The organism is Serratia sp. ME47 (assembly GCF_903970925.1).
Classification (GTDB): Bacteria; Pseudomonadota; Gammaproteobacteria; order Enterobacterales; family Enterobacteriaceae; genus Serratia; species Serratia ureilytica.
Window position 1 is genome coordinate 1 of sequence record NZ_CAJCKE010000046.1, and the last position, 24,256, is coordinate 24,256.

Annotated in this window: 25 protein-coding genes; 14 read left to right on the forward strand and 11 right to left on the reverse strand. The window is 59.6% G+C overall.

Translation table 11 applies throughout. The features are described 5' to 3' along the window. Positions 1 to 328: 328 nt before the first annotated feature. Positions 329 to 904: a GDP-mannose pyrophosphatase NudK gene (nudK, locus tag H7A77_RS24595; protein ID WP_042785166.1), complete on the reverse strand. Its 576-nt coding sequence runs from the start codon at positions 902 to 904 to the stop codon at positions 329 to 331. Between the two features lie 387 nt (positions 905 to 1,291). On the opposite strand from nudK, the gene narQ reads away from it, so the two are divergent. Next, entirely contained in the window at positions 1,292 to 2,968 is a 1,677-nt protein-coding gene (narQ, locus tag H7A77_RS24600; RefSeq protein ID WP_060660384.1) for a nitrate/nitrite two-component system sensor histidine kinase NarQ, read from the forward strand. Between the two features lie 161 nt (positions 2,969 to 3,129). Further along, a complete protein-coding gene (locus H7A77_RS24605) occupies positions 3,130 to 3,762 on the forward strand; it encodes a response regulator (RefSeq protein WP_033643992.1) in 633 nt (210 codons plus the stop codon). Positions 3,763 to 3,793: 31 nt separating this feature from the next. Here H7A77_RS24605 and H7A77_RS24610 read toward each other — a convergent pair whose 3' ends face one another. After that, positions 3,794 to 4,072: a helix-turn-helix domain-containing protein gene (locus H7A77_RS24610; protein WP_004941750.1), complete on the reverse strand. Its 279-nt coding sequence runs from the start codon at positions 4,070 to 4,072 to the stop codon at positions 3,794 to 3,796. A gap of 292 nt (positions 4,073 to 4,364) precedes the next feature. Between H7A77_RS24610 and acrD the strand changes: the two genes are divergently transcribed. Next, the gene (gene acrD, locus H7A77_RS24615; RefSeq protein WP_182074777.1) at positions 4,365 to 7,499 is read left to right on the forward strand and encodes a multidrug efflux RND transporter permease AcrD; all 3,135 of its coding nucleotides are present in this window, start codon (positions 4,365 to 4,367) and stop codon (positions 7,497 to 7,499) included. A gap of 124 nt (positions 7,500 to 7,623) precedes the next feature. Here the strand turns inward: acrD and ypfM are convergent, their stop codons facing one another. Then, entirely contained in the window at positions 7,624 to 7,683 is a 60-nt protein-coding gene (ypfM, locus tag H7A77_RS24620) for a protein YpfM (RefSeq protein WP_100396732.1), read from the reverse strand. A 216-nt stretch (positions 7,684 to 7,899) separates the two neighbouring features. Here ypfM and H7A77_RS24625 point away from each other — a divergent pair, with 216 nt between their 5' ends. From H7A77_RS24625 to H7A77_RS24655, 7 genes are all read left to right on the forward strand, one after another. Next, complete coding sequence (locus H7A77_RS24625; protein WP_089192112.1) at positions 7,900 to 8,379, forward strand: tetratricopeptide repeat protein; 480 nt, start codon at positions 7,900 to 7,902, stop codon at positions 8,377 to 8,379. A gap of 9 nt (positions 8,380 to 8,388) precedes the next feature. Next, positions 8,389 to 8,820 carry a GNAT family N-acetyltransferase gene (locus tag H7A77_RS24630; protein WP_072627166.1) on the forward strand — a complete coding sequence of 144 codons (432 nt, stop codon included), beginning with the start codon at positions 8,389 to 8,391 and terminating at the stop codon, positions 8,818 to 8,820. Between the two features lie 729 nt (positions 8,821 to 9,549). Further along, positions 9,550 to 10,101, forward strand: a complete 552-nt coding sequence (locus tag H7A77_RS24635; protein ID WP_072627165.1) for a LuxR C-terminal-related transcriptional regulator — start codon at positions 9,550 to 9,552, stop codon at positions 10,099 to 10,101. 256 nt (positions 10,102 to 10,357) lie between these two features. Next, positions 10,358 to 10,744 (forward strand): ArsC family reductase, encoded by a 387-nt coding sequence (locus H7A77_RS24640; RefSeq protein ID WP_182074778.1) that lies wholly within the window; start codon positions 10,358 to 10,360, stop codon positions 10,742 to 10,744. Next, a complete protein-coding gene (gene dapE, locus H7A77_RS24645; RefSeq protein ID WP_033651525.1) occupies positions 10,741 to 11,868 on the forward strand; it encodes a succinyl-diaminopimelate desuccinylase in 1,128 nt (375 codons plus the stop codon). Before H7A77_RS24640 ends, dapE begins: the two co-directional genes overlap by 4 nt. Then, positions 11,865 to 12,539, forward strand: coding sequence for a M15 family metallopeptidase (locus tag H7A77_RS24650; RefSeq protein ID WP_042785171.1), 675 nt, complete (start codon positions 11,865 to 11,867; stop codon positions 12,537 to 12,539). The genes dapE and H7A77_RS24650 overlap by 4 nt, the downstream gene beginning before the upstream one ends. Positions 12,540 to 12,541: 2 nt before the next feature. Then, the gene (locus H7A77_RS24655) at positions 12,542 to 12,727 is read left to right on the forward strand and encodes a YpfN family protein (protein WP_004941720.1); all 186 of its coding nucleotides are present in this window, start codon (positions 12,542 to 12,544) and stop codon (positions 12,725 to 12,727) included. Between the two features lie 30 nt (positions 12,728 to 12,757). Here H7A77_RS24655 and ypfH read toward each other — a convergent pair whose 3' ends face one another. The 6 genes from ypfH to dapA all read right to left on the reverse strand — a co-directional run bounded on the left by ypfH (position 12,758) and on the right by dapA (position 19,550). Continuing rightward, a complete protein-coding gene (ypfH, locus tag H7A77_RS24660; RefSeq protein WP_182074779.1) occupies positions 12,758 to 13,447 on the reverse strand; it encodes an esterase in 690 nt (229 codons plus the stop codon). 120 nt (positions 13,448 to 13,567) lie between these two features. Next, positions 13,568 to 15,580: a tRNA(Met) cytidine acetyltransferase TmcA gene (locus H7A77_RS24665; RefSeq protein WP_182074780.1), complete on the reverse strand. Its 2,013-nt coding sequence runs from the start codon at positions 15,578 to 15,580 to the stop codon at positions 13,568 to 13,570. Between the two features lie 56 nt (positions 15,581 to 15,636). After that, the gene (locus tag H7A77_RS24670) at positions 15,637 to 16,506 is read right to left on the reverse strand and encodes a neutral zinc metallopeptidase (RefSeq protein WP_033644002.1); all 870 of its coding nucleotides are present in this window, start codon (positions 16,504 to 16,506) and stop codon (positions 15,637 to 15,639) included. A gap of 209 nt (positions 16,507 to 16,715) precedes the next feature. Continuing rightward, positions 16,716 to 17,429, reverse strand: a complete 714-nt coding sequence (purC, locus tag H7A77_RS24675; protein WP_033644003.1) for a phosphoribosylaminoimidazolesuccinocarboxamide synthase — start codon at positions 17,427 to 17,429, stop codon at positions 16,716 to 16,718. Between the two features lie 170 nt (positions 17,430 to 17,599). Then, positions 17,600 to 18,652, reverse strand: a complete 1,053-nt coding sequence (bamC, locus tag H7A77_RS24680) for an outer membrane protein assembly factor BamC (protein WP_033644004.1) — start codon at positions 18,650 to 18,652, stop codon at positions 17,600 to 17,602. A gap of 16 nt (positions 18,653 to 18,668) precedes the next feature. Then, a complete protein-coding gene (gene dapA, locus H7A77_RS24685; RefSeq protein WP_033644005.1) occupies positions 18,669 to 19,550 on the reverse strand; it encodes a 4-hydroxy-tetrahydrodipicolinate synthase in 882 nt (293 codons plus the stop codon). Between the two features lie 110 nt (positions 19,551 to 19,660). Between dapA and H7A77_RS24690 the strand changes: the two genes are divergently transcribed. Beyond that, the gene (locus H7A77_RS24690; RefSeq protein ID WP_369795937.1) at positions 19,661 to 20,266 is read left to right on the forward strand and encodes a glycine cleavage system transcriptional repressor; all 606 of its coding nucleotides are present in this window, start codon (positions 19,661 to 19,663) and stop codon (positions 20,264 to 20,266) included. 2 nt (positions 20,267 to 20,268) lie between these two features. Further along, entirely contained in the window at positions 20,269 to 20,733 is a 465-nt protein-coding gene (gene bcp, locus H7A77_RS24695) for a thioredoxin-dependent thiol peroxidase (RefSeq protein ID WP_033635500.1), read from the forward strand. A gap of 43 nt (positions 20,734 to 20,776) precedes the next feature. Here bcp and H7A77_RS24700 read toward each other — a convergent pair whose 3' ends face one another. Next, positions 20,777 to 21,853 (reverse strand): AI-2E family transporter, encoded by a 1,077-nt coding sequence (locus tag H7A77_RS24700; protein ID WP_033644006.1) that lies wholly within the window; start codon positions 21,851 to 21,853, stop codon positions 20,777 to 20,779. 761 nt (positions 21,854 to 22,614) lie between these two features. Here H7A77_RS24700 and H7A77_RS24705 point away from each other — a divergent pair. Continuing rightward, positions 22,615 to 22,926 carry a hypothetical protein gene (locus tag H7A77_RS24705; protein ID WP_232091472.1) on the forward strand — a complete coding sequence of 104 codons (312 nt, stop codon included), beginning with the start codon at positions 22,615 to 22,617 and terminating at the stop codon, positions 22,924 to 22,926. Positions 22,927 to 22,932: 6 nt separating this feature from the next. On the opposite strand, the gene H7A77_RS24710 is transcribed toward H7A77_RS24705, so the two are convergent. After that, positions 22,933 to 23,625 (reverse strand): B3/4 domain-containing protein, encoded by a 693-nt coding sequence (locus H7A77_RS24710; protein ID WP_072627161.1) that lies wholly within the window; start codon positions 23,623 to 23,625, stop codon positions 22,933 to 22,935. A 43-nt stretch (positions 23,626 to 23,668) separates the two neighbouring features. On the opposite strand from H7A77_RS24710, the gene H7A77_RS24715 reads away from it, so the two are divergent. Continuing rightward, a partial coding sequence (locus H7A77_RS24715) for an XRE family transcriptional regulator (RefSeq protein ID WP_182074781.1) occupies positions 23,669 to 24,256 on the forward strand: 588 nt, incomplete at its 3' end.

Genomic DNA, 24,256 nt, shown 5'->3' on the forward strand with positions numbered 1-24,256 from the left:
CGCATCACCGGCTGCCGAGCAAGACGGCGTTGTCAGGGGCAACCGGCCAGGGAAGGCCGGTTGAGGCGAGACTAACAGGGACGTTTGTCGCAGCCGACCCGCCCGACAACGCAGACGCGGCGAGGATATCCGCATAGCGGACAGACGGTGTTAAGCAAAGGCGCGGGTGGAGGGGCCGCGCCATCGGCCCCTCCAATTGCCGTTCATATTGGCCACAGAGAAATGCGGGACATTTACGGCAATTCCCCTGCACAGAACGCCCAGAGGCTGGATAAAAAATGCCACTCAGGCTTAACTGAACCGCCTTGGTCATCATGACCAGCTTTTTTTATTCCATCACCCGATGAATCTGCAAATACTGCAGCAGCATGATGGTCTTGCCGTCTTTGATCCGGCCATCGGCGATCATCGCCACCGCGTCGCTGAACGGCAGTTCGATCACCTCAATATCTTCATCTTCAATGCCGCCGCCGGCCGCGCGCCGCTCATCGTCATGGTATTCGGCGATAAAGAAGTGCACGATTTCGGTCACGCCGCCCGGCGACATGTAGGCTTCGAAGATTTTCTTCACCTCGCTGACCTGAAAACCGGTCTCCTCCACCGCTTCGCGGCGCGCGCACTGCTCCGGAGAGTCGGCGTCCAGCAAGCCGGCGCAGGCCTCGAGCAGCATGCCGCTCTCGTTGCCGTTGACATAGGTCGGCATGCGGAACTGGTTGGTCAGCACCACCGTGCCCTTGGCGCGGTTATACAGCAAAATGGTGGCGCCGTTGCCGCGATCGTAGACCTCGCGCACCTGTTGCACCGAACCGCCGTTTTTGCGTTTCAGATCGAACGTGTACTTGTGCAGCACATACCAGTTGTCCGACAGCAGCTCTTTCTTCACATTCTCAATTTTCGACGACATAACCCTTTTCCCTTGCGTGACAACGTGAAGATCATACCGCGATTAGGCCGCGCCGCGGCAGACGATTTGCAACAAAAATCACACCGCGCCCCGCCGGACAAGCCGGGACTTAACATTGCTTAAAATAATGAAAAATAAGTCGCGCTCAGGCGCATGAGATTGCATAAAACCCAGTGCGATTCGCCCCCCAAAGACAAATCGTCAGAGGAAACCGGCCCGCCGCTGAAAATCGACGGGCGTTTCGCTATTCATTTGATTACACAACCACAATTGTTCCCGTTTTGTTGACAACTTGATACAAATCGCGGTGCATTTTAGTTGCAAAAGTTATAGTTTTGCTTTCGAATGAAACTGGCGACGCGCCCTACCTGAGAGAAGGATCCTTGATTGCTTGTTAAACGTTCCGTGACCGGCAGCCTGGCCAAAGCGCTGTTCGGCATCGTGATACTGTCGGTGCTCGCCACCGGGTTGGCGTTGACCACCGTCGCCGGCAGCCAGAGCGATGCCGAAGCGATCAATATCGCCGGTTCGCTGCGCATGCAAAGCTACCGGTTGGCCTTCGATCTCGACCAGCAGAGCCCAGAACTGGAGCTGCACCTGCAGCAATACCGGCAGTCATTGCAGGCGCCGGCGCTGCAAAAACTGGCGCGCTTCTACGTACCGGCCGAGGTGCGCAACCATTACCTGGCGCTGCAACAGGCGTGGCAAACGATGGAGCGGCAGATCCGCAACGGGCAGGCGATCGCCTATCGGGCGGAGGTCGCCGGCCATGTCAATCGCGTTGACCATTTCGTGTCCGCCCTGCAGCGCTATTCCGAACTGAAACTGACCCTGGTGGCCGCCGTCAGCGTGCTGGGTTACGCCGCCATCATCGGTCTGGTGCTGTTTTGCATTCGTTTCATGCGCCGCCAGGTGGTCACCCCGCTGCAGCATCTGGTCGACGCCAGCCAGCGCGTGCAACAAGGGGATTTTCGCCACCCGCAGTTGGACGTGACGTTGCCGAACGAGCTCGGCGTGCTGTCGCAAACCTTCAGCGCCATGTCGGACGAACTGGCCCGGCTCTATCAGTCGCTGGAGCTGAAGGTACAGGAAAAAACCCAACGTCTGCAGCAGGCCAATGAAACGCTTGAGGTGCTGTATCGCTGCTCGCAGGCGCTGAGCGTGCGCCAGCTCGATCAGCAGGCGTTCGAAAATGTGCTGCGCATCGTGCGCCAAAGCGAACGGCTGCGCTGCATCCAGCTGAACGTAGCGGACGGCCAGGGCCAGTGGCGGCTGAGCGAAGGGGAAGCGGCGCCGACGCAGGCCTGGAACGCGCTGCCGATCACCCAGGGCGACAAGCCGCTGGGCGAGTTGCGCTGGCAGCCCGAGGCGCACCCGCCGCATCCTCACCTGATGCAGAGCCTGGCCAATATGTTGGGCCGCGGCGTTTACTTCAACCGGGCGCAAAAGCAGCACCAATATCTGCTGTTGATGGAAGAACGTGCGACCATCGCCCGCGAGCTGCACGATTCGCTGGCGCAGACGCTGTCGTTCCTGCGCATCCAGCTGACGCTGCTGCGGCGCAGCGCCGCCGATCCGGCGGCGCAGACCATTATCGACGATTTCGATCGCACGCTGGCCGATGCCTATCGCCAGTTGAGAGAGCTGCTGGCCACCTTCCGCCTCAACATTCAGGAGGCGGATCTGAACGCCGCGCTGGAGCAGCTGTTGCAGCCATTAAAAGCGCTAACCCCCGCGCGGATTCAGTTACACTGTCGGCTGTCTTCGCAGGCGCTCAACGCCCAGCAGCAGGTGCACGCGCTGCAGATCGTGCGCGAGGCGGTGCTCAATGCCGTCAAGCACGCCGGGGCGAACGAGATTACGGTGTGTTGCGAGGTCAACGCCGCAGGCGACAACGTTTTCAGCATTACCGACGACGGTTGCGGCATCGCCAGTCTGGAGGAACCGGAAGGGCATTATGGTTTGACCATCATGAGCGAACGCGCGGCGCGATTGGGAGGAACGCTGCACATTCAGCGCAGAAGCGGCGGCGGCACGGCGGTTTGCCTGACATTCTCGCCCTGACCTTACGGCTGTTCATTCTGCGTTACGGTTGCCGCCGGGCGGAAGGCCGTCCGGGGAGGTTTACGGCGCTGATTGCCGCTATTTTTGAAGAGACAGTCCCACTGTGAAGCACGCCGCAGGGCGCGTTTGAGTGGCTTTACTTGCTACAGGGAGCATATTTCATGGTGATGAAGCAATACCGAGTCATGATCGTTGACGATCATCCGTTGATGCGGCGCGGCATCAAACAACTGCTGGGACTGGATGCGCGATTTAGCGTGGTAGCGGAGGCCGGCAACGGCAGCGAGGCGGTTGCGCTGGCGCTGCAGCACGCCCCGGACGTGATCTTGTTGGATCTGAACATGAAGGGCATGTCCGGGCTGGACACGCTGCGGGCCCTGCGCGACGAAGGCGTGGACGCGCGCATCATCGTGCTGACGGTCTCCGACGCGCGCAGCGATCTGTATGCGCTGATCGACGCCGGCGCCGACGGCTACCTGCTGAAAGACAGCGAGCCGGAACTGCTGCTGGAGCACATCGGCGCCGCCGCCGAGGGGCAGAACGTGATCAGCGACGCCATGGCCGACTATTTGCTGGCGCGCAGCGAGCAGCGCGATCCCTTTGCCGCCTTGACCGAACGTGAGCTGGATGTCTTGCAAGAGGTGGCGCGCGGCCTGTCCAACAAACAGGTAGCGGCGCAGCTGCATATCTCTGAAGAAACCGTGAAGGTGCACATCCGCAACATACTGCGCAAATTGGACGTGCGTTCTCGCGTGGCGGCGACGGTGATGTACCTGGAGCATAAAAGCCAATGAACGTCAGCCCCGGCCGCTGCGCCGGGGCAGCTTACTCGATGGCGCTGAGCAGCGCCTGATGGTGCTGGTGCACCCAGCTCTTGTTGAACGGCCCCCAGCTTTCCAGCTGATAGAAACCGTCGTTGTTGCGCACGCCCTGCTGTACGAACTGCAGCTCGACGCCCATGCCGGGCAGCGCCTTCAGCACATCCTGCAACGTGCGGCGCGGCCAACCGGTCAGCGCCATCAACCGCGGCACATTGGGCCGCTCACTGTGGCTGATCAGCCAGCACAAATAAAGCCGACGGGCAAATACCGGGTTAATTCCCATGCCAAGCTCCTGCTGTAAGGTGAGTCCTGTTTATTTCCGGTTCCGTGCGCGCGAAGAAGGCGCGCACGGCCTTCGACAGTCATAAAAATGTCTTAATCGCGTCTCGTTGTCGGCAAACAAGCGCCAACGCCGTTTTACGCTACCGTTATTTACACTATCTCCTTTTTTTCTCCACGCTTTCCTCGGCTTTCCCGAGTACAGTGCAATAGCGCCGGGATCCCTCCCTGCCGCTGAAATGCATAATTCTGATGCGTTTTAAAGATAGAACAAGTCATAACGAGGTTCGCGCTGCATGGCCAATTTTTTTATTGATCGCCCGATTTTCGCCTGGGTGCTGGCAATAATTCTTTGCCTGACCGGCGCGTTGGCGATTTTTTCTTTACCGGTAGAACAATACCCGAATTTGGCGCCGCCGAACGTGCGCATCAGCGCAACTTATCCAGGCGCTTCGGCGCAAACGCTGGAAAACACCGTCACGCAGATCATTGAACAGAATATGACCGGCCTCGACAACATGATGTATATGTCGTCGCAGAGCACCAATACCGGCCAGGCGACCGTCACGCTGACGTTCGAAGCCGGCACCGACCCCAACGAAGCGATGCAGCAGGTGCAAAACCAGCTGCAGGCGGCGATCAAACGTCTGCCGCAGGCGGTGCAGAATCAGGGGGTCACGGTCTCGAAATCCGGCGATACCACGCTGATGATGGTGGCGTTCGTCTCCACCGACAACAGCATGGACAAGCAGGACATCGCCGATTACATCGTCTCCAACCTGCAGGATCCGCTCAGCCGCATCAACGGCGTCGGCAGCATGGACGTCTACGGCTCGCAGTACGCCATGCGCATTTGGCTCGATCCCAACAAACTCAACAGCTATCAGCTCACGACCCAGGACGTGGTCAAAGCCATTCAGTCGCAGAACGCCCAGGTGGCGGTCGGCCAGTTGGGCGGCACGCCGTCGGTCGATAAACAGGCGCTGAACGCCACCATCAACGCCCAGTCGCAGCTCCAGACGCCGGAGCAGTTCCGCCAGATCACCCTGCGGGTCAATCAGGACGGTTCGCTGGTGACGCTGGGCAACGTCGCTACCGTTGAGTTGGGCGGCGAGAACTACAACTACCTCAGCCGCTACAACGGCATGCAGGCCGCCGGCATGAACATCAAGCTGGCTTCCGGCGCCAACGAACTGCAGACCGACCAGTTGGTGAAGGACAAAATCGCCGAGCTGTCGCAATACTTCCCGCACGGACTGGAAGCCAAAGTGGCCTATGAAACCACCCCGTTCGTCAAAGCCTCGATCAAGGACGTGGTGAAAACGCTGCTGGAGGCCATCCTGCTGGTGTTCCTGGTCATGTACCTGTTCCTGCAGAACTTCCGCGCTACCCTGATCCCCACCATCGCCGTGCCGGTGGTGCTGATGGGCACTTTCGCCATCCTCTCCGCCTGCGGCTTCAGCATCAACACCCTCACCATGTTCGCCATGGTGCTGGCGATCGGCCTGCTGGTGGACGACGCTATCGTGGTAGTGGAGAACGTCGAGCGCGTGATGAGCGAGGAAGGCTTGCCGCCGCGAGAGGCCACGCGCAAATCCATGGGGCAGATCCAGAGCGCGCTGGTCGGCATCGCTCTTGTGCTGTCGGCGGTGTTCGTGCCGATGGCGTTCTTCGGCGGCACCACCGGCGCCATCTATCGCCAGTTCTCCATCACCATCGTCTCCGCCATGGTGCTGTCGGTGCTGGTGGCGATGATCCTGACCCCGGCCCTGTGCGCGACGCTGCTTAAACCGATCGCCAAGGGGCATCATCACGGCAAGCGCGGCTTCTTCGGCTGGTTCAACCGCATGTTCAACCGCAATGCCGATCGCTATGAGCGCGGCGTGGGGCGCATTCTGCACGCCAGCGGCCGCTATATGGTGATTTATCTGCTGCTGCTCGGCGGCATGGCGCTGCTGTTCATCAAGCTGCCGACCTCGTTCCTGCCGCAGGAAGACCGCGGCATCTTCACCGTACAGGTGCAGCTGCCGGCGGGATCGACCCTGCAGCAAACGTCCAAAGTGGTGGAGAAGGTCGAGCAGTACTTCCTCACCGAAGAGAAACAGGACGTGTTGTCGGTGTTCGCCATCATCGGCTCCGGGCCGGGGGGCAACGGCCAAAACGTGGCGCGCCTGTTTGTCCGGCTGAAAGACTGGGACCTGCGCACCTCAGGCGCCAACAGCTCATTCGACATCATCGATCGCGCGACTCAGGCATTCAGCAAGATTAACGAAGCCCGGGTGATCGCCAGCAGTCCGCCGGCGATCACCGGCCTCGGCAACTCCTCCGGCTTCGATATGGAGTTGGAAGACCACGCCGGCCTCGGCCACGCCAAGCTGATGGCGGCGCGCGATCAATTGCTGCAGCTCGCCGGGCAAAATCCGCTGCTGTCGCGCGTGCGCCACAACGGCCTGGACGACAGCCCGCAGTTGCAAATCGATATCGATCAACGCAAGGCTCAGGCGCTGGGCGTGTCGATCGACGACATCAACAGCACGCTCTCTACCGCCTGGGGCTCGACCTACGTCAATGACTTCGTCGATCGCGGCCGGGTGAAAAAAGTCTACGTGCAGGCTGCGGCGCCGTTCCGCATGCTGCCGGATGACATCAACAAATGGTATGTGCGCAACAGCACGGGCGGCATGGTGCCGTTCTCGGCCTTCGCCAGCTCGCACTGGGAGTATGGTTCGCCACGGCTGGAACGCTATAACGGCAGCTCGGCGCTGGAGATCGTCGGCGAAGCGGCCAACGGCGTCAGCACCGGCACCGCCATGGCGGAAATGGAGAAACTGGTCAGCCAGCTGCCGGCCGGCTTCGGTCTGGAATGGACAGCGATGTCCTATCAGGAACGGCTGTCCGGCTCGCAGGCGCCGGCGCTGTACGCCATCTCGCTGCTGGTGGTGTTCCTGTGTCTGGCGGCGTTGTACGAGAGCTGGTCAATTCCGTTCTCGGTGATGCTGGTGGTGCCGCTGGGGGTGATCGGCGCGGTCGCCGCCACCTGGCTGCGCGGCCTGGAGAACGACGTTTATTTCCAGGTCGGCCTGCTGACCATCATTGGGCTGTCGGCGAAAAACGCCATTCTGATCGTCGAGTTCGCCAATGAGCTGAACCAGAAAGGGCAGGATCTGATGTCGGCGACGCTCGACGCGTCGCGCATGCGCCTGCGGCCGATCCTGATGACCTCGCTGGCGTTCATCTTCGGCGTGCTGCCGATGGCCACCAGCAGCGGCGCCGGTTCCGGCAGCCAGCATGCGGTCGGCACCGGGGTGATGGGCGGCATGATCTCCGCCACCCTGCTGGCGATCTTCTTCGTGCCGCTGTTCTTCGTGCTGGTTCGCCGCCGCTTCCCCGGTAAAGCGCATCCTGCCGCCACACCGCCCGCCGAAGAGTGATCGGCGGCGCATAAAAAAAGCAGCGTCGGATGACCGATGCTGCTTTTTCGAACGAATATCTCGTTCCCACGGTGTTTCAGTAATTTTCCAATGACTCAACCTTGCCATCGGCTTCATCGCTGTGTCAGTTGCCCAACATCTCATCAATGAAGTCTTTCCAGTTTCCTAATTCACGATCAACCATAATACTTTACAACCTCAATTATTTGACGAAGCGGATTCTACGCCTGTTTTTTGACCATGTGAAGGGAAACGGGAACGATGCCGGGCCCGGAAACCGGGGTTAGCGCACATTTTCGTATTTATCTGATCAATGTTCAGTACGGCTATTCCCTTGTGATATCAATTTCTCCACGATAGCGTGTAAAAGGTATAACAATACGCCAATGGAGCGCCGATCATGTCCACCTCTTTGTCTGTCTCACAGTTGAAAGCGCAAGGTCATTATCAGGAAGCCACTGCGCTGGCGTTGCGGCAACTGGCGGCAGAGCCGGAAGCGGCGATGCTGCATTTTCAGCTGGCCTGCCTGTACGACGTTCAGGGTTTGGAGCGACAGGCGATTCCCTGCTACCTCGCGGCGTTGGGTCGCGATTTGCCGCCCGCCCAGCGCCGTGAAGCCTGGCTGGGCCTCGGCAGCACTTACCGCGCCCTGGGGAAATACCCGGCTTCGCTGCGCGCTTTCGACGATGGCCTGGCTGAATTCCCGCAGGCCAACGAGCTGAGGCTGTTTCGCGCCATGACGCTGTACAACCTGGATGAAGGTAAACGGGCCGTGGCCGATCTGTTGTTGTTGCTGGCGGAAACCTCGTCAGACCCCGAAATCCGCGGCTATCAGCGCGCCATTCGGCACTATGCCGCCGATCTCAATCATATTGATTAGAGGACAACGATGGAAATCATCACCGATATGAACCGCCGCGCCATCGACTGGCGGCGGCTGTGTGAATTGCTGCAGGCCGCCGGGCTGGGCGAACGCGATCCGCATACGCTGCAACGCGTTTACCAACACAGCCAGTTTTGCTATTGGGGGTTTATCGGCGATGAGCTGATCGCCACCGCGCATGCCATCAGCGATTTGACTTCGGTCGCTTACCTGGCCGACGTGGCGATCGATCCACGCTTTCAGGGGCAGGGATTGGGGCGCCGGTTGATGGACCGGGTAATGCAAGATCTGGCGCCGCTCGGCAAGATTTTCATCTATTCGGTGCCGGAAAAACTGGCTTTCTATAAAAAGTACGGTTTTCACGATTTGACCACCGGCATGGTGTTCGCAGAAGGGGATGCTCTGCAGCGTTTGCAACAGGGGGGCTACGTGCGTTAATCGCGCATTACAACATTCGGCTGATAAAAATACGGCGGCAAATGCCCCGCAGAATTGCTGCCGCTGTCAGGATCTTTCACCGCGGCCGACGATTGTCGTAGCCGATATATTCATCGTTAACGCGATCCAATCCGTCCACAAGACAAGACGCTATTTCCGACGTGATCTTATCGGAAATTTCGATCCGGCATTCTTTCATGCCGTTCCCCCGTATAAATCCTCCCCACTTGCACAACGCTCGCAGCTTAAAACATCGCATTTTTTTGATTAAGATTTATCTTTGCCATTAATTTGGCGCGGGCCATGAGATTGTCCCAGCACACTCTTTGAACTGAGTTAAAAATAAGCGACGCCCCTCGCTAAAAAGCAAGAAATATCTTAATTATTAATTCATTAGCATCCCCTCTCTCACAAAAATGATCGATATTAACGATCGAATATTCTATTTTAATAGCCACCTTCTATGTTAATTCCTTTTAATAACCTGAGTATTAATAGAGGATTTCTATTCTATCCCTCTTTCTTCACTGGGCAGCTCGATTAAAAACCAAATTTACTCTTTATAAATCATGCTAGTATATGGGGCTTTCCTGATTGTCCACCGCAGGATAGCGTTCTTTCCCTGCAGCGCCCAATAAGTTCAATGTGAAATTATTTAGATTGTTTCTTTTTTTATGTTTTAAGATATCAATCCTCACCGGGAAATAGAAATTAAGGGATTATAATAAAATGAAAATTGATATTTTCAGCGAGTGTGCCTATACCGCTATCGGCATCCGGCAGCTCATCAATCAAACCTGGGCGGAGAAACGCGCGCCGGCCGGCTTTAGCCGCAAAAGGGTCTGCTTTATCGATGTCACCATCGCCAATTTTGAAGCGCGCTACCGCGATGAATATGCCAACCCCAATACCTACAAAATAGTCATTATCACCGACTGCCTGCATGACATGGTGATTGTCGACAATAAGACCATTATATTATCAAACCTTATATCATTGAGCCGCTTCAGCCACCTGATCGGCGACTTATATAAGCGCTACAGCCACTATACCGAGCCGCCGCAACTCTCTCAGCGCGAGTCGCATTTTCTCTCGGAATGGTCGACGGGAAAATCGCTGGCCGACATCAGCAATGCCATGAATATCAGAAATAAAACCGCCAATCATTACAAGTCGCGAATAATGAAAAAACTCGGCGCCAGCCGGATAAAACCGCTCTTGCATATTACCCGCGTACGGTGTTTGACCGATCGTTTAAACATAAGGATCAATAAAGAGTAGCTCTCTCTCCGCCAGCTCTGCATTGGCGGCAGAACGCTTTCGCCGGCGCCTTTTCACCAGCACGGTCGGCGAAGGCAGCCGTTCAACCACGTTGCCGACCTCTTATCCCTGGCGCGCAATCGCACCTCGCACGCATCGTTGTCTGGATCTCGCCGCCGCTTTACTGGCATTATCTCTGCTATCGCCGGGCGGCTAGCGGGCCAAAGATCGCCCACGCCGCTCAGTATCGACTCGACGAGACAGGTAGCTTTACGCCATGGCAAACAAACCGCAACAGACAACGCTGACGATGTACGGCATCAAAAACTGCGACACCATCAAAAAAGCCCGCCGCTGGCTGGAAGATCAGGGCGTGGCCTATCATTTTCACGACTATCGCGCCGACGGCCTGGACGAGCAGCGGCTGCGCGGTTTCGTCGCGCAACTGGGGTGGGAGCCGCTGCTCAATACCCGCGGCACCACCTGGCGCAAGCTGGATAAAGCGCAGCGCAACGCCTGCGATAACGCCGACGCCGCCATCGCGCTGATGCTGGCGCAGCCGGCGATCATCAAACGCCCGTTGCTGGACGCCGGCAACGGGCGCGCCCTGCTCGGTTTCAACGCCGACGCTTACCAGCAATTTATCGCCGAGGTCGCCGTATGACTTGCCCGGTTATCGAACTGGCTCAGCAACTGATCAAACGCCCTTCCCTCAGCCCAAATGATGAAGGCTGCCAGCAGCTGATGATCGATCGCCTGCAGGCGATCGGTTTCACCGTCGAAGCAATGGACTTCGAAGACACCCAAAACTTCTGGGCCTGGCGCGGCGAAGGGCAAACCCTGGCGTTTGCCGGGCACACCGACGTGGTGCCGACCGGCGATGAAAAGCGCTGGGACAACCCGCCGTTTGAACCGGCGATCCGCGACGGCATGCTATACGGCCGCGGCGCGGCGGACATGAAAGGGTCATTGGCCGCGATGGTGGTGGCGGCGGAACGCTTTGTCGCCGCCAACCCGAATCACCGGGGCCGCCTCGCTTTTCTGATCACTTCGGATGAAGAGGCCAGCGCCACTCACGGCACGGTTAAAGTGGTTGAAGCGCTGATGGCGCGCAACGAACGGCTGGATTACTGCCTGGTCGGCGAGCCGTCCAGCACCGAGCGCGTCGGCGACGTGGTGAAAAATGGCCGTCGCGGCTCGATCACCGCCAACCTGCATATCCACGGCGTACAAGGGCACGTCGCCTATCCGCATCTGGCGGACAATCCGGTGCACCGCGCCATGCCGGCGCTGAATGAACTGGTGGCGATCGAATGGGATCGCGGCAACGAGTTCTTCCCGCCGACCAGCATGCAGATCGCCAACGTGCAGGCCGGCACCGGCAGCAATAACGTGATCCCAGGCGATTTCTACGTGCAGTTCAACTTCCGTTTCAGCACCGAACTGACCGACGCGATGATCAAGCAGCGTGTGGAAGAGCTGCTGGAACGCCATCAGTTGAATTACAGCATCGAGTGGCGTCTGTCCGGCCAGCCGTTCCTCACCTCGCGCGGCGCGTTGGTGGATGCGGTGGTCAACGCCGTCGAGCACTATTCTGAATTGACGCCGCAGCTGTTGACCACCGGCGGCACCTCCGACGGCCGCTTCATCGCGCAGATGGGTGCGCAGGTGGTGGAGCTGGGGCCGGTCAACGCCACCATCCACAAGGTCAACGAATGCGTCAACGCCGCGGATCTGCAGCTGCTGAGCCGCATGTATCAACGCATCATGGAGCAATTGATCGCATGATCAACGCAGAAATGCTCACCGGCCGCTCGACCGAGCACCTGGCGCCGCTGAGCGGCAACCATCGGCTGCAGCCGGATGCCGTCAACGCGTTCCTGGCGATGCAGCAGGCGGCGCGTGCGGCGGGATTCGATCTCCAGCCCGCCAGCACCTTCCGCGATTTTGACCGGCAGTTGGCCATCTGGAATGGCAAATTCTGCGGCCAGCGGCCAGTATTAGATAAGGACAGTCAACCGATCGATGTCGCGCCGCTGTCCGCCGCCGAGCGCTGTGAGGCGATCCTGCGCTGGTCGGCTCTGCCGGGCGCCAGCCGCCACCACTGGGGCAGCGATCTGGACGTGTACGATCCGTCGCTGTTGCCGGAAGGGCAAAAGCTGCAGCTGGAACCGTGGGAATATGAGGAAGGCGGCTACTTTGCGCCCCTTAACCAGTGGCTGACGGCGCATATGGCCGAATTCGGTTTCTACCGCCCCTTCACCGAAGACTGCGGCGGCGTGGCGGTGGAGCCGTGGCATCTGAGCTACCGGCCGCTGGCGCAAGAAGCCGAACACTTGCTGACGCCGGCGCTATTGCTGGCGGCCTGGCAAGACAAGGAGGTCGCCGGTGCCGAATGGCTCGAACGCCATCTGCCATCGATTTTTTCGCGTTTTATACGCAGTAAAGGAAAGGAGTAGCTATGCAATGGTTAGCTGATTACTGGTGGATTATCCTGCTGGTTCTGGTGGGGATGGTCGTCAGCGGCATCAAGGAACTGCGCCGCGTTGACGTCAAAAGCTATCTGGCCAACAAGCCGGAGATTCCGCCGCACCGCGACAACAACGCCCAGTGGGATGACGAAGACGACTGGCCGAAGAAGAAGTGATATCAGGGCGCTCATCGGCGCCCTGAATTTTTAGCGGAAGGCGATCAGCTCGCCGCGCTTGCCGGACAAGGCTTCGTCCCAGTAGCGCTGCGGCACATAGTAATGCAACCTTTCCAGCGCGGCGTTCATCATGCCCTGGTTGATCGCATGCCCAACGTCCTGTTCCACGTCCAGCGTGAAATCGGCGCCGTTGGTCCGCAACGCCTCCGCCGCCGCGTGAGCGTGCTGCACCGCGATCACCGCGTCCTCTTCGCCGTGGATCAAATGCACCACGCTGTCGCCGAACGCCTGCTCAGGCAACTGGGCGAAACGCCCGCTGAATGCGACCACTCGCCCGGCGAGGCGGGTTTCCGCCTTCAACGCCTCCAGCGCCATGATCGCTCCCTGCGAGAACCCCACCAGGGCAGTGCCGGCATAGCCAACGCCGCTCAGCTGCTGCCAATGGCGCACCACGGCCACAAACTGCGGCATTACGTCTGCGATGCGGGCCACGCGGTTCTCTTCGGTCACGTCCTGCACCGAAAACCACTGGCGGCCGACGCCGTTGCCAAACGCTGCGGGGCCACCGATGCTTACCACCTGCGCCAGGGGAAACTCTTTGGCGAAGTAACTGCCGATCTCCCCCATCGCCACCGGGTTGTCGCCGACACCGTGAAACAGCAAGATCAGCTGCGCCGCCGGGGTCGCCGGGCTTTGGACAACGAAATGCTCATGTTTCATCGATGACTCCTTAATAGTAACCAAACCTGACGCAGCGACTGTCGTCGCCACACCGCTGACAGCCACTATACGCCGCTGAGAAATCGGGAAAATCGGGTTTTATTGAGCAACTTCTTCAATTTATTGCAATGACTGCGCCCAGTCGCGCCAGTAGCGGCAGTGCTGCGCATTCAGCTGTTCCAGCGCCTGCGCCGTTTCATGCCGCCAATGGCGCAGCAAGGCTTTCTGGCCGCTGACGCCCGCCCGCTCTGCGCACTCCGCGGGAGAGTGCCGCCGCTGCAGATGGCCGCGCAGTGCGGGCAGCGGCAGACTGCTGGCCAACAGTAACCGCTGCAACGCCCCCAGGCTGGCCTCCAGCGGCCGATGGGCAAAAGCGAACCCGGCCAGCTCGCGCCAGTCCTCTTCGCCGAGCGACGTATCGCCGTCGTCGCCCGGGATCGCCAGCGTAAGCTCGATACGCTGCCGCAGCCAGGGCCAGTCGCGTGCCAGATGCTTGTGCGCCGCGTGCCGCAGCGCCTCTCCTTGCTCGCTCAGGGGCAAGATCGCCATCGCGGTATAGCAGCCGCTGCTGGCCTCCGGCTTGCTGCCGATGCGCACCAGCTCGAAACCGCAGGATTGCCAAAAGCGCCACAGCGGCTCGGTATAGCCGAAGCTGACCGACAGAAAGTCCAGCCCCTGCGCCTGGCGGCGTTGCCGCTCGATCAACTGGCGCGCGATACCCCGCCGCCGCAATGCCGGCAGCGTCGCAATGCGGGTAATACGCCGTGAACGCAGCGTCGGCGCCCACCATTGGCCGCCATGCGCCGCCAACGACTGCGCCACCAGATTGCCGCGCGGCCGACGGCGGCCGGCCCACACGTCGTGCGCCAACTCGGCACTCAATCCGCCCTCTTCCACCAGCCACACGGCGCCGACCACCTCCAAACCGGCCTGCGCCAGCCCAAAATGCATGCCGGGCGCATCCATCAACCTGCGCAAATCCAGCGGTGAGGTGCGGTAATGCGCGCTGCTCAGCAGGGCGTAGAAACGCGCCAGCCGCTGCGGATCGGCGCACAGCTCGCCTTGTTCCGCCTGGCTGTAATCGATCGCCTGGCCATCCGCCGGCCAGGCGGGCAGCTCATTGAACAACAGCGCATTGTCCGTTATCCGTTCCAGCGCATCCCCCTGCGCCCAACGCATCGGCTGCTGCAGGCTCAGCGCCTGATAGGCCGGCAGCCCGGCGCAAAACTTCAGCAGAAAACCGCGGCCGGTGCCTTCATAGCCCTGCACCGTGGTGGTCAGCAACACGCGTGGGAAATAGCCGATCAACTGCTGCAACAGCGGCGCGGGGATCGCCGCCGCCTCATCCACCAGCAGCCACCCCACGGCGCTGACGTCGCCTTCCCGGCACTGCGCCAACAAGGCATCGGGCGCCCAAAACTGCGCGCGCCCCTGCGCCCATTCTCCGGCCACCGCCGTGGCGGCGCGGCTCGGCCCGGTGATCCAGCAGATCAGCGGCGACTGCGCCACCAGCATGCCCGCCAGCGTCGATTTGCCGCGGCCGCGAGCGGCGGTCAGCACCCACACGCCGGACTCGGCCTGCAGCAGCGCCGTCAAGATCGCCTGTTGTTCCTCGGTCGGCCGGCCATCCGGCGGCTGCCACCCTTCACGCACCGGCAGCGCGGCCAGCGTCAGGGGCTCATCCTGCCGCCAGATCGTCACTTCGCTGTCGTCGGTCAGATGCTGCTGCAGATGGCGGATGAAATGCGGGGTGGTGATCGGCTGCGGGCAATCGCTCCAGCGCAGGCTGTCGCCGTCCGGCAACTGAGCCCATTGCCGCCAGGGCGGCGTCAACAACAGCAGCCAGCTGCCGGCGCGCAGGGCGCCGCACAGCGCCGCCAACGCCTCTACGTCCAGCGAATGACCGGCATCGAACACTGCATGCAGCCGCTCCTGCCCCAGCAATTGACGCACCGCGCCGCTCGCCAACGCCGCCTGACCGGGCGGCGGATTCTCCCCGACCCAAGGCCAGTCGCCGGGCAACGTCGCCGCCAGCCGCTGCGCCTGTTCGCGGCACCACTCGGGTTCGCCGCTGAGCACCAGCAGGCGCCGGATGCCCTGCCGCCGCATGAGTTGTTGCGCTGCCTGTAGCATAAGGCTGTATCTCAATTCGAAAAAAATGCCGGAGTCAGGCTCCGGCACGTGAGGTGTTAACGGGATGCGAAGGTGTTGCAGGTATTGGGATCGCCGCTGTCGAAGCCCTGTTTAAACCAGGTGTAGCGCTGCTGCGAAGTGCCGTGGGTAAAGCTGTCCGGCACGACGCGGCCCTGGCTCTGTTGCTGCAACCGATCGTCGCCAATCGCCTGTGCGGCATTCAGCGCCGCCTGCAGGTCGCCCTCTTCCAGCATCTGCTGCTTCTCGGCGTATTTGCCCCATACGCCGGCAAAGCAGTCCGCCTGCAGCTCCATTTTCACCGACAGGCGGTTCACTTCCGCCTGGCTGGCGCCCTGCTGCATCTGGCGGACCTTCGGCTCGATGCCCAGCAGGTTCTGCACATGGTGGCCGACTTCGTGCGCCACCACATAGGCCTGAGCGAAATCACCGCCGGCGCCCAGCTTGGTCTTCATGTCCTGATAGAAAGACAGATCGATATACACCGTTCTGTCGCCCGGGCAGTAGAACGGCCCCATCGCCGCCTGACCGGTGCCGCAGCTGGTGCGCGTCACGCCGCGATACATCACCAGCTTCGGCGGTTGGTAGGTTTTGCCCATGCGCTGAAAAATCTCTTTCCAGTTATCTTCGGTCGAGGCCAGCACCACCGAAGTGAATTTGGCCAGCTCATCGTCTTTCGGACTGATGCTGGCGCTCTGTTGTTGACCCTGAGGAGCGACATTACCGCCGTTCAACAGCGGCGACAGATCGATGCCGTAATAGCCGGCCACCAGCACCACCACCAGAATGACGATGCCGCCCTTGCCGCGCACCGGCACGCGGAAACCGCCGCCACCGCCGCCCAAACCTGAAGACTGCCCGCGACGATCCTCAACATTGTCACTTTCCCGACGCCCTTGCCAACGCATAAATACACTCCAGATATTTCCCCTGCTCGTTGAAGATGCCGCGCGTTGGTAAGCGCAAAGGCAGCTTCAAGCCTGAGTGGGATAGGTTTTAGTCATCTCGCATCCATCATTATAAATGGTCTGCCGCGGAGGAAATGTAGAAATTTTCTGGAAAAATGCAGAACAGCGGGACGATCCGGCCGGATCGCCCCGAATGGCGGTGCCAACGCTTAGTCGAGCTTCACGCCGATGCGACGCGCCACTTCTTCGTAGGCTTCGATCAGCCCGCCCAGGCTTTGACGGAAGCGGTCTTTGTCCATCTTGTCCAGGGTGTTTTTGTCCCACAGACGGCTGCCGTCCGGCGAGAATTCATCGCCCAGCACCACTTCGCCGTTGAACAGGCCGAATTCCAGCTTGAAATCGACCAGGATCAGGCCGGCGTCGTCGAACAGCTTGGTCAATACTTCGTTGGCGCGGTAGCTCAGCTCACGCATGCGCGCCAGATGCTCTTTGCTCACCCAGCCGAAGGTTTCGCAGTAGGATTCGTTGACCATCGGATCGTGCATGGCGTCGTTTTTCAGGAACAGATCGAACAGCGGCGGGTTCAGCACCAGACCTTCTTCGATGCCCAGACGCTTCACCAGCGAACCGGCGGCGCGGTTGCGGATCACGCATTCCACCGGCACCATGTCCAGCTTCTTCACCAGCACTTCGTTGTCGGACAGCAGACGCTCCATCTGGGTCGGGATGCCGGCTTCTTCCAGTTTGCTCATGATGAAATGGTTGAACTTGTTGTTCACCATGCCTTTGCGATCGAACTGCTCAATGCGCTGACCATCCAGTGCTGACGTATCGTTGCGGAACTCCAACACCAACAGATCGGGATTCTCGGTGGTGTAAACGGTTTTTGCCTTTCCGCGATACAGCTCAGCTAGCTTTTGCATCTTACTTACTCCAGTGATGTATCCCCGTTGTCTCCCGAGCGCGGCCCGAAATTAGGGGGTATAGAATTGACCTAATGAATTCTTTGGCGTGCCGGGCACTATTGTGCCAAACCTGCGACGCAAACGATACCGTATAGACAAAACAAAAAGGGGCCGAAGCCCCTTTTTGGTTATTTAACGCTGGTTTTACTGAAGGCAGACTGGAATGCCGCCACCAGTGCGTCGTTTTTCGACTGGGTGAGCGGTTTGCCTTTCGGATCGATGAATTGCAGGCTGGTGCGGTTGTTGAGATCGCCGACCTGCAGCTTGTAATCCCCTTCCGCCAGCTCAGGATCCTTGACGCCCAACGCATCCCAATCGCTGCTGCTCAGGGACTTGTAGGTCACGGCGACGGTGCCCTGCGGACGGCTGCGGTCACCCACTTTCATCCCCAGTTTTTCGAGCGCCGGCGGCAGGCGATCCCACACCACGGTGTACGGGCCGCGCACGACCAACATCGGCAGGCCGGTATCATCGGCGCCGCTCTGCACGTCCAGCGCGCCGAAGCGGCTGGCGGTCTGGCTGCTCGCCAGGTTGTCCTGCTTGTCCAGACCTTCGATCAGGGTGTTGATCATCATGCCGTTGTAACGCTGGATCTCAGACTGATCGGTGACCTGTTCGGTCTTGCCCTGCTGCTGCAGGCCAACGCTTTTCACCACCAGCGCCTGCTGGTAGCCTTGTTGCTGCACGCTGATCTGATAACGGCCTTCGTACTGGTTGTCTTCGTCCAGACGGTTCCACTTCACCCAGTCGGTGGTCAGGGTCTGACCGGCGTCCTGGCGGGAAGCGATCGCGATGTTCTTCGCCTGCAGCAGGCTGACGACGCGCGACCACAGGTTTTGGTTCTGCGGGCTGTTTTCCAGCAGCAGCGTGCCGCTGTCGCCAGCGTATTGCGCGCGAGAACCGCTCAGCAGCGCCAACGGCTGCACCGGCGGACGAATGTCCAGTTGCTTGCCGACGTTGCCTTGCAGCGTCGTGGCGGGCACGTCATAGTTGCCGCTCTGCACCGGCAGGATCATGCCGGACGGCGCGTTCAGCGCCTTGAGCGGAGCCGCGTCGAGGTAAGCCTCGTCGCCGCTGACCTGGCGCTTGTAGCGCTGATCGCTGCTGCAGGCCGCCAGCATCATCACCAAAGAGATGCCCACTACTTTTGCTACCGTCGACTTTTGCAATGAATAAGCCATCAAATTTCCCTTAGAGTTACAGCAAACCGACGCTTTTCAGCGCGCGCTCCACCACCGGGCGGGCGGTTTCGCTCAACGGCGTCATCGGCAGACGCAGCGTATCGGTTGCCATCAATCCCAACGCCTTACAGGCCCACTTCACCGGAATTGGGTTTGCTTCTACAAATAGATCCTGATGCAACGGCATCAAGCGCTGATTTAAGCGGCGCGCTTCGGCGAATTTGCCCTGCGCCGCCAGCGCACAAAGTTCCGCCATCTCGCGCGCAGCCACGTTGGCCGTCACGGAAATCACCCCTTTGCCGCCCAGTTGCATGAAGTCCAGCCCGCTGGCGTCGTCGCCGCTCAGCAAAATGAAGTCTTCATCGTCAACCAGCACTTGGATCTGACTAACGCGACTTAAGTTCCCCGTCGCTTCTTTTACAGCAACAATATTCTTGATTTTCGCCAGCCGAGCGATGGTCGGCGGCAGCATGTCGCAGCCGGTGCGCGAAGGCACGTTATACAGGATCTGCGGCAGCTCGGTGCTCTCGGCGATCGCCTTGAAGTGCTGATACAGCCCTTCCTGCGTCGGCTTATTGTAGTACGGCGTCACCGTCAAACAACCTACCACGCCAGTGTTGGCGAAGCGGGTGGTGAGCGCGATGGCTTCGGCGGTAGCGTTGGCACCGGTGCCGGCGATCACCGGAATGCGGCCGTCGGCCAGCTCCAGCGTCTGCAGCACCACGTCAACGTGCTCGTCATGGGCAAGCGTTGCGGACTCGCCGGTGGTCCCTACGGAAACGATCGCCGCGGTGCCACTGGCTACATGATAATCGATCAATTTTTTCAGGCTCGCGCGATCGACAGCACCTTTGTCGTCCATCGGCGTAACCAGTGCAACAATACTTCCCGTAAACATTGGCCGTCCCCTCCACAAACAAGTCACTCATGGTACTTTTGCTGCCTATCCAAAAGCAAGCGCACAACCGCGTTGTAAGCGCTTGGCAGGCGGTTTTTTTTATGTTTACCATGGTAACCCCATTAAGCACGACAGGAAGCGCCATTTTGCCTCAGTCAGACGAACACTATCTCGTGATTACCGCGCTCGGCGCCGACCGCCCCGGAATCGTCAATACCATCACCCGCCACGTCAGCAGTTGCGGATGCAATATCGAAGATAGCCGTCTGGCCATGCTGGGAGAGGAGTTCACGTTCATCATGCTGCTGTCCGGCAGCTGGAACGCCATCACCCTGATCGAATCCACCCTGCCGCAAAAAGGCGCGGAGCTGGAGCTGCTGATCGTGATGAAGCGCACAAACTCGCATGAAAGGCCGCCGATGCCGGCCACCGTGTGGGTTCAGGTCGAGGTGAAGGACTCGCCGCACATCATCGAACGTTTTACCGATCTGTTCGACTCCAGCCAGATGAATATCGCCGAGCTGGTCTCACGCACGCAGCCGGCGGACGGCGACCTGCCGCCGCAGCTGTATATTCAAATCACCGCCCACAGTTCCGGCGATCGAGACGCCTCAAATATTGAGCAAGCCTTCCATCGCCTATGTACAGAATTGAACGCGCAAGGCAGTATTAGCGTGGTGAACTATCCACAGCATGATGAGAAAGATGGAGAGTAGTGATGAGCCCATTGAAAGCCGGTGACACAGCGCCGAAATTTAGTTTGCCTGACCAGGACGGTGAGGAAATTAATTTGGCCGACTTCCAGGGACAGCGAGTATTGGTTTATTTCTATCCGAAGGCGATGACGCCGGGCTGCACCGTGCAAGCCTGCGGCCTGCGGGACAACATGGACGAATTGAAAAAGGCCGGAGTCGAAGTGCTGGGCATCAGCACCGACAAACCGGAAAAACTGTCGCGCTTCGCCGAAAAGGAGCTGCTCAACTTCACGCTGTTGTCTGATGAAGACCATCAAGTATCGCAACAGTTTGGCGTGTGGGGCGAGAAAACCTTCATGGGCAAGACCTATGACGGCATTCATCGCATCAGCTTCCTGATCGACGCCAAAGGCAAGATTGAAAAAGTGTTTGATGATTTCAAAACCACCAATCACCACGACATCGTTCTGAACTACCTGCAGCAGTAATTCTCACGAAGCGCAGCGGCCAGCTGCGCTTCGTCTCCCTCCGTCAGCCGGCCTTGTCTTCCACCTCGACCCGCAGTTCATCCGGCCAGGCGTGAATCACCGCCTTCACCAGCGTCGCCAGCGGTATGGCGAAAAACACGCCCCAGAAGCCCCACATTCCGCCGAACACGATCACCGACAGGATAATCACCAGCGGATGCAGGTTGACCGCCTCGGAGAACAGGATCGGCACCAGCAGGTTGCCGTCCAGCCCCTGCACCACCAGATAGGCGACGATCAGCGTCCAGAAATCGGCGCCGACGCCCCACTGGAACAGCGCTACCACCACCACCGGTATGGTGACCAGCACCGCGCCGATATAGGGGATCAGCACCGAAAAACCCACCAGCACCGCCAGCAGCAGCGAGTAGCGCATGTCCAGCACGGCGAACACCAGGTAGGTCGCCACGCCGACAATCACCATCTCCAGCACCTTGCCGCGAATATAGTTGGTGATCTGCTGATTCATCTCGTTCCAGACCTGCCCCGCCAGACCGCGATTGCGCGGCAACACGCGGCGCACCGCGTTCAGCAGCTGCTCTTTGTCTTTCAACAGGAAGAACATCATCATCGGCACCAGGATCAGGTAGATAGCCAGCGTCAACAGGCCGACCAGCGACGCCAGCGAGAATTTCACCACCGACTCGCCCATGCCGGACAGCCGGCTGCGCAGATTTTCCGCCATCATGTCGATGATGCCGGCATCCACCAGCGCCGGATAACGCTTCGGCAGCGTCGCGGCAAAGTTATAGAACTGGTTGAGCATGCCCGGCAGATCGCTCATCAGATTGATGCCCTGCTGCCAGGCGGTCGGCGCGACGACGAACACCAGCAGCATGGCGACGCCCGCGAACACCAGCAGCATGATGCTCGCCGCCCAGGTGCGCGAACAGCCGATGCGCTGCAGGCGCGCGGTCGGCCACTCCAGCAGATACGCCAGCACGATGGCGACCAGCAACGGGGTCAGAATACCGTGCAGAAAATAGAGAATGAGGAAGCCGGCGACCAGGATCACCAGCAACGCGATAGCCTGTGGATCGGTGAAACGGCGGCGGTACCACTGTAATAGCATCTCCAGCATCAGAGTGGGCTCCTCGAGATTTGACGGGCGGGCATGGCGATTCCTGTGATGGGCCTGATTAAAGCATAGATAGAACGGCGCACGTGGGGGTGTGCAAAGCACTCAGAGTACTCAAAGTTCGCCATACATCAACAGCGATTTGGCTGAATTTATCGCGCCGGTGGGCGATCGGCGCAAAAATCCGCAGACGCCGCGTCAGAGTCGGTGAACGGCCCCGGGCGGGGCCGCAGAAGATTACAGCGAGGCACTGATGGAGAGCGGCGAACCGACCGCCAATGCGAACAACAACACACAGCCGATGGCGATCGCCGCCGCCAGATCATTTTTCATTGTCCTGTCCCTTGATGCGTAAACCGATTATCGCCACGAACTCTGTCGGTTCTTTACGTTGAAGGCCTCTGCCGATGCACACCATTAAAAACCCCCGCCTAAGCGGGGGGAGAAAACGTTCTGGTGCATCAAGTATTACAAGGAGGTCATGAGGGATTGCTAACCCTAAATGACTATTTCAAGCTAGGATTATTCCCAGAGCATGGCAAGCGATCGCGTCGAGGTTCTCCGCACTTTGAGAAAAACCTCATAAAAAAATCCCGCACGGCAGCGGGATGAAGGGATGATAACGTCATAAATTTTTTATGCGGACAATGAGGCGGTATTGTCGTCATTTGGCGACAATACCGCGCCGCTCAGGCGGTCTCAAGGGAAATCTGACCGCCGTAAGGAAATCAGAATTTCGCCAACGCAGGCGATCGTGAGCCATTGTGCAGCAACGAAAAGAAATGGGATTTTCGTCAGACCGCCGCCGTGTAAAAACAGGTAACATGGTCGCCATAATCCCAAATGCCGTCGGGGGAGAGATGAACAACAAGCCATTTGAATTTGATGAGGCAATCTGCCAGGCAATTGGGCGCGGCGTATGCGAAGTCGTGAAAATAGGGGATGAAATCAGCGTCTTCTCTCTGCTGGAAGCTATCGAGAGCTTCATCGAGCGGCAGGCGCTCAGCGAAAGTGAAGTCGCGGCGGCGGACGACGCGCTGGATTTGATCAGCGGTTTGGTCCGCCGCCAGTGCTGACGCCTGTTACGAGGCGCAGCCGATGAGCCGTTGCTCTACCGTGACGCCGGGCATCATTTGCCGTAAACCGGCAATCAAATCGTCACCCGCCGCACGCAGCGCCGCCAACGGCATCGCCGGCAGGCTCTCCAGGATGAACCACATCCGTTCGGCCTCGGCGCTCAACCGGGTTCTGACCCCCTGGCGCCAATTCCAGCGGCGGCAGGTCACACCGCGATCGTCGCGCCAGACCACCTCACCCGCCTCCGGCGATTCATGGATCACCGCCCCCTCTTTGACGGTATCGAACAGTTCGCTGCCATCCGCGACGATCAGCCGCGGCTCGCCGACATAAGCCGCGATATTCTCGCCCCCCACCGGCACCGCATAACGAATGCTGACGGCGTTGTAGAGATCGACCACCGGATCGATGCTGGGCATCGTGCCGTCGCGCAACGCGCGCTTGCGCAAGGCGTCGGCGGAACAGGGCGTACGCTTGGGTTTGGCGCCAAACTTCATGAAGACATCGCGCCAGGCCGAGAGATGCGCCTCAGCCCAGGGCGCGTCTTCCTCGCCGAGGGCACGACAGGCCTGCGCCAACGCCAGCGCCCCCACGTCCGGGTTGGTTATGGGAGCCGCGGCCACGGTAATGCTTAACGCCCGGAAACCGGGCGCCAGCGCAGCGACGGCCGGATCGATTGACGGATCGACTAAAATCATTGAATAATCCTATATTGACCATTTTATTCCATGATATTGACCGATGAGCAAAAAAGTCAACAGACCGACCGAGTTCGGCGCCGACGTGCAAACCGTCAGCGAAGCGGTGTCGCACCGCATCAAACAGCAGCGAAAAAACCAAAAGCTGTCTCTGGACGAGCTGTCGCGCCGGGCGGGCGTCAGCAAGGGCATGCTGGTGGAGATCGAGAAAGGCAGCGCCAATCCCAGCATCGCCATCCTGTGCAAACTCGCGGCGGCGCTGGGCCTGTCGGTAGCGGACATCGTGAACGTGACCCGCGCCCCCGCCGCCTACCTGGTTGAAAGCCAAGATATTCCCACGCTGTGGCATGGCGATCGCGGCGGCTCGGCCCGTTTGCTCGCGGGCACCCAAGGCCCGAACATGATAGAACTGTGGCGGTGGGAAATGGCGCCGGGGGAAGCCTATGCATCGGGCGGCCATCCGACGGGCACCTTCGAGCTGCTGCACGTTGAGCAAGGCGTCTTGAGCCTTACCGTCGAACAAACCGAGCTCAGGATTACGCCAGGCTGTTCGGCGGTCGCCAAAACGGACGGCCCACATCGGTACGCCAACGAGGGCGAAGACACGCTTATTTTCACCATGACGGTCGCC

Bases quoted from the DNA above. Each gene is read 5' to 3' on its own strand.
- nudK (WP_042785166.1), bottom strand. From the start codon at position 904: ATGTCGTCGAAAATTGAGAATGTGAAGAAAGAGCTGCTGTCGGACAAC.
- H7A77_RS24605 (WP_033643992.1), top strand. From the start codon at position 3,130: ATGGTGATGAAGCAATACCGAGTCATGATCGTTGACGATCATCCGTTG.
- H7A77_RS24610 (WP_004941750.1), bottom strand. From the start codon at position 4,072: ATGGGAATTAACCCGGTATTTGCCCGTCGGCTTTATTTGTGCTGGCTG.
- acrD (WP_182074777.1), top strand. From the start codon at position 4,365: ATGGCCAATTTTTTTATTGATCGCCCGATTTTCGCCTGGGTGCTGGCA.
- H7A77_RS24625 (WP_089192112.1), top strand. From the start codon at position 7,900: ATGTCCACCTCTTTGTCTGTCTCACAGTTGAAAGCGCAAGGTCATTAT.
- H7A77_RS24630 (WP_072627166.1), top strand. From the start codon at position 8,389: ATGGAAATCATCACCGATATGAACCGCCGCGCCATCGACTGGCGGCGG.
- H7A77_RS24635 (WP_072627165.1), top strand. From the start codon at position 9,550: ATGAAAATTGATATTTTCAGCGAGTGTGCCTATACCGCTATCGGCATC.
- H7A77_RS24640 (WP_182074778.1), top strand. From the start codon at position 10,358: ATGGCAAACAAACCGCAACAGACAACGCTGACGATGTACGGCATCAAA.
- dapE (WP_033651525.1), top strand. From the start codon at position 10,741: ATGACTTGCCCGGTTATCGAACTGGCTCAGCAACTGATCAAACGCCCT.
- H7A77_RS24650 (WP_042785171.1), top strand. From the start codon at position 11,865: ATGATCAACGCAGAAATGCTCACCGGCCGCTCGACCGAGCACCTGGCG.
- H7A77_RS24655 (WP_004941720.1), top strand. From the start codon at position 12,542: ATGCAATGGTTAGCTGATTACTGGTGGATTATCCTGCTGGTTCTGGTG.
- ypfH (WP_182074779.1), bottom strand. From the start codon at position 13,447: ATGAAACATGAGCATTTCGTTGTCCAAAGCCCGGCGACCCCGGCGGCG.
- H7A77_RS24665 (WP_182074780.1), bottom strand. From the start codon at position 15,580: ATGCTACAGGCAGCGCAACAACTCATGCGGCGGCAGGGCATCCGGCGC.
- H7A77_RS24670 (WP_033644002.1), bottom strand. From the start codon at position 16,506: ATGCGTTGGCAAGGGCGTCGGGAAAGTGACAATGTTGAGGATCGTCGC.
- purC (WP_033644003.1), bottom strand. From the start codon at position 17,429: ATGCAAAAGCTAGCTGAGCTGTATCGCGGAAAGGCAAAAACCGTTTAC.
- bamC (WP_033644004.1), bottom strand. From the start codon at position 18,652: ATGGCTTATTCATTGCAAAAGTCGACGGTAGCAAAAGTAGTGGGCATC.
- dapA (WP_033644005.1), bottom strand. From the start codon at position 19,550: ATGTTTACGGGAAGTATTGTTGCACTGGTTACGCCGATGGACGACAAA.
- H7A77_RS24690 (WP_369795937.1), top strand. From the start codon at position 19,661: ATGGTAACCCCATTAAGCACGACAGGAAGCGCCATTTTGCCTCAGTCA.
- bcp (WP_033635500.1), top strand. From the start codon at position 20,269: ATGAGCCCATTGAAAGCCGGTGACACAGCGCCGAAATTTAGTTTGCCT.
- H7A77_RS24700 (WP_033644006.1), bottom strand. From the start codon at position 21,853: ATGCTGGAGATGCTATTACAGTGGTACCGCCGCCGTTTCACCGATCCA.
- H7A77_RS24710 (WP_072627161.1), bottom strand. From the start codon at position 23,625: ATGATTTTAGTCGATCCGTCAATCGATCCGGCCGTCGCTGCGCTGGCG.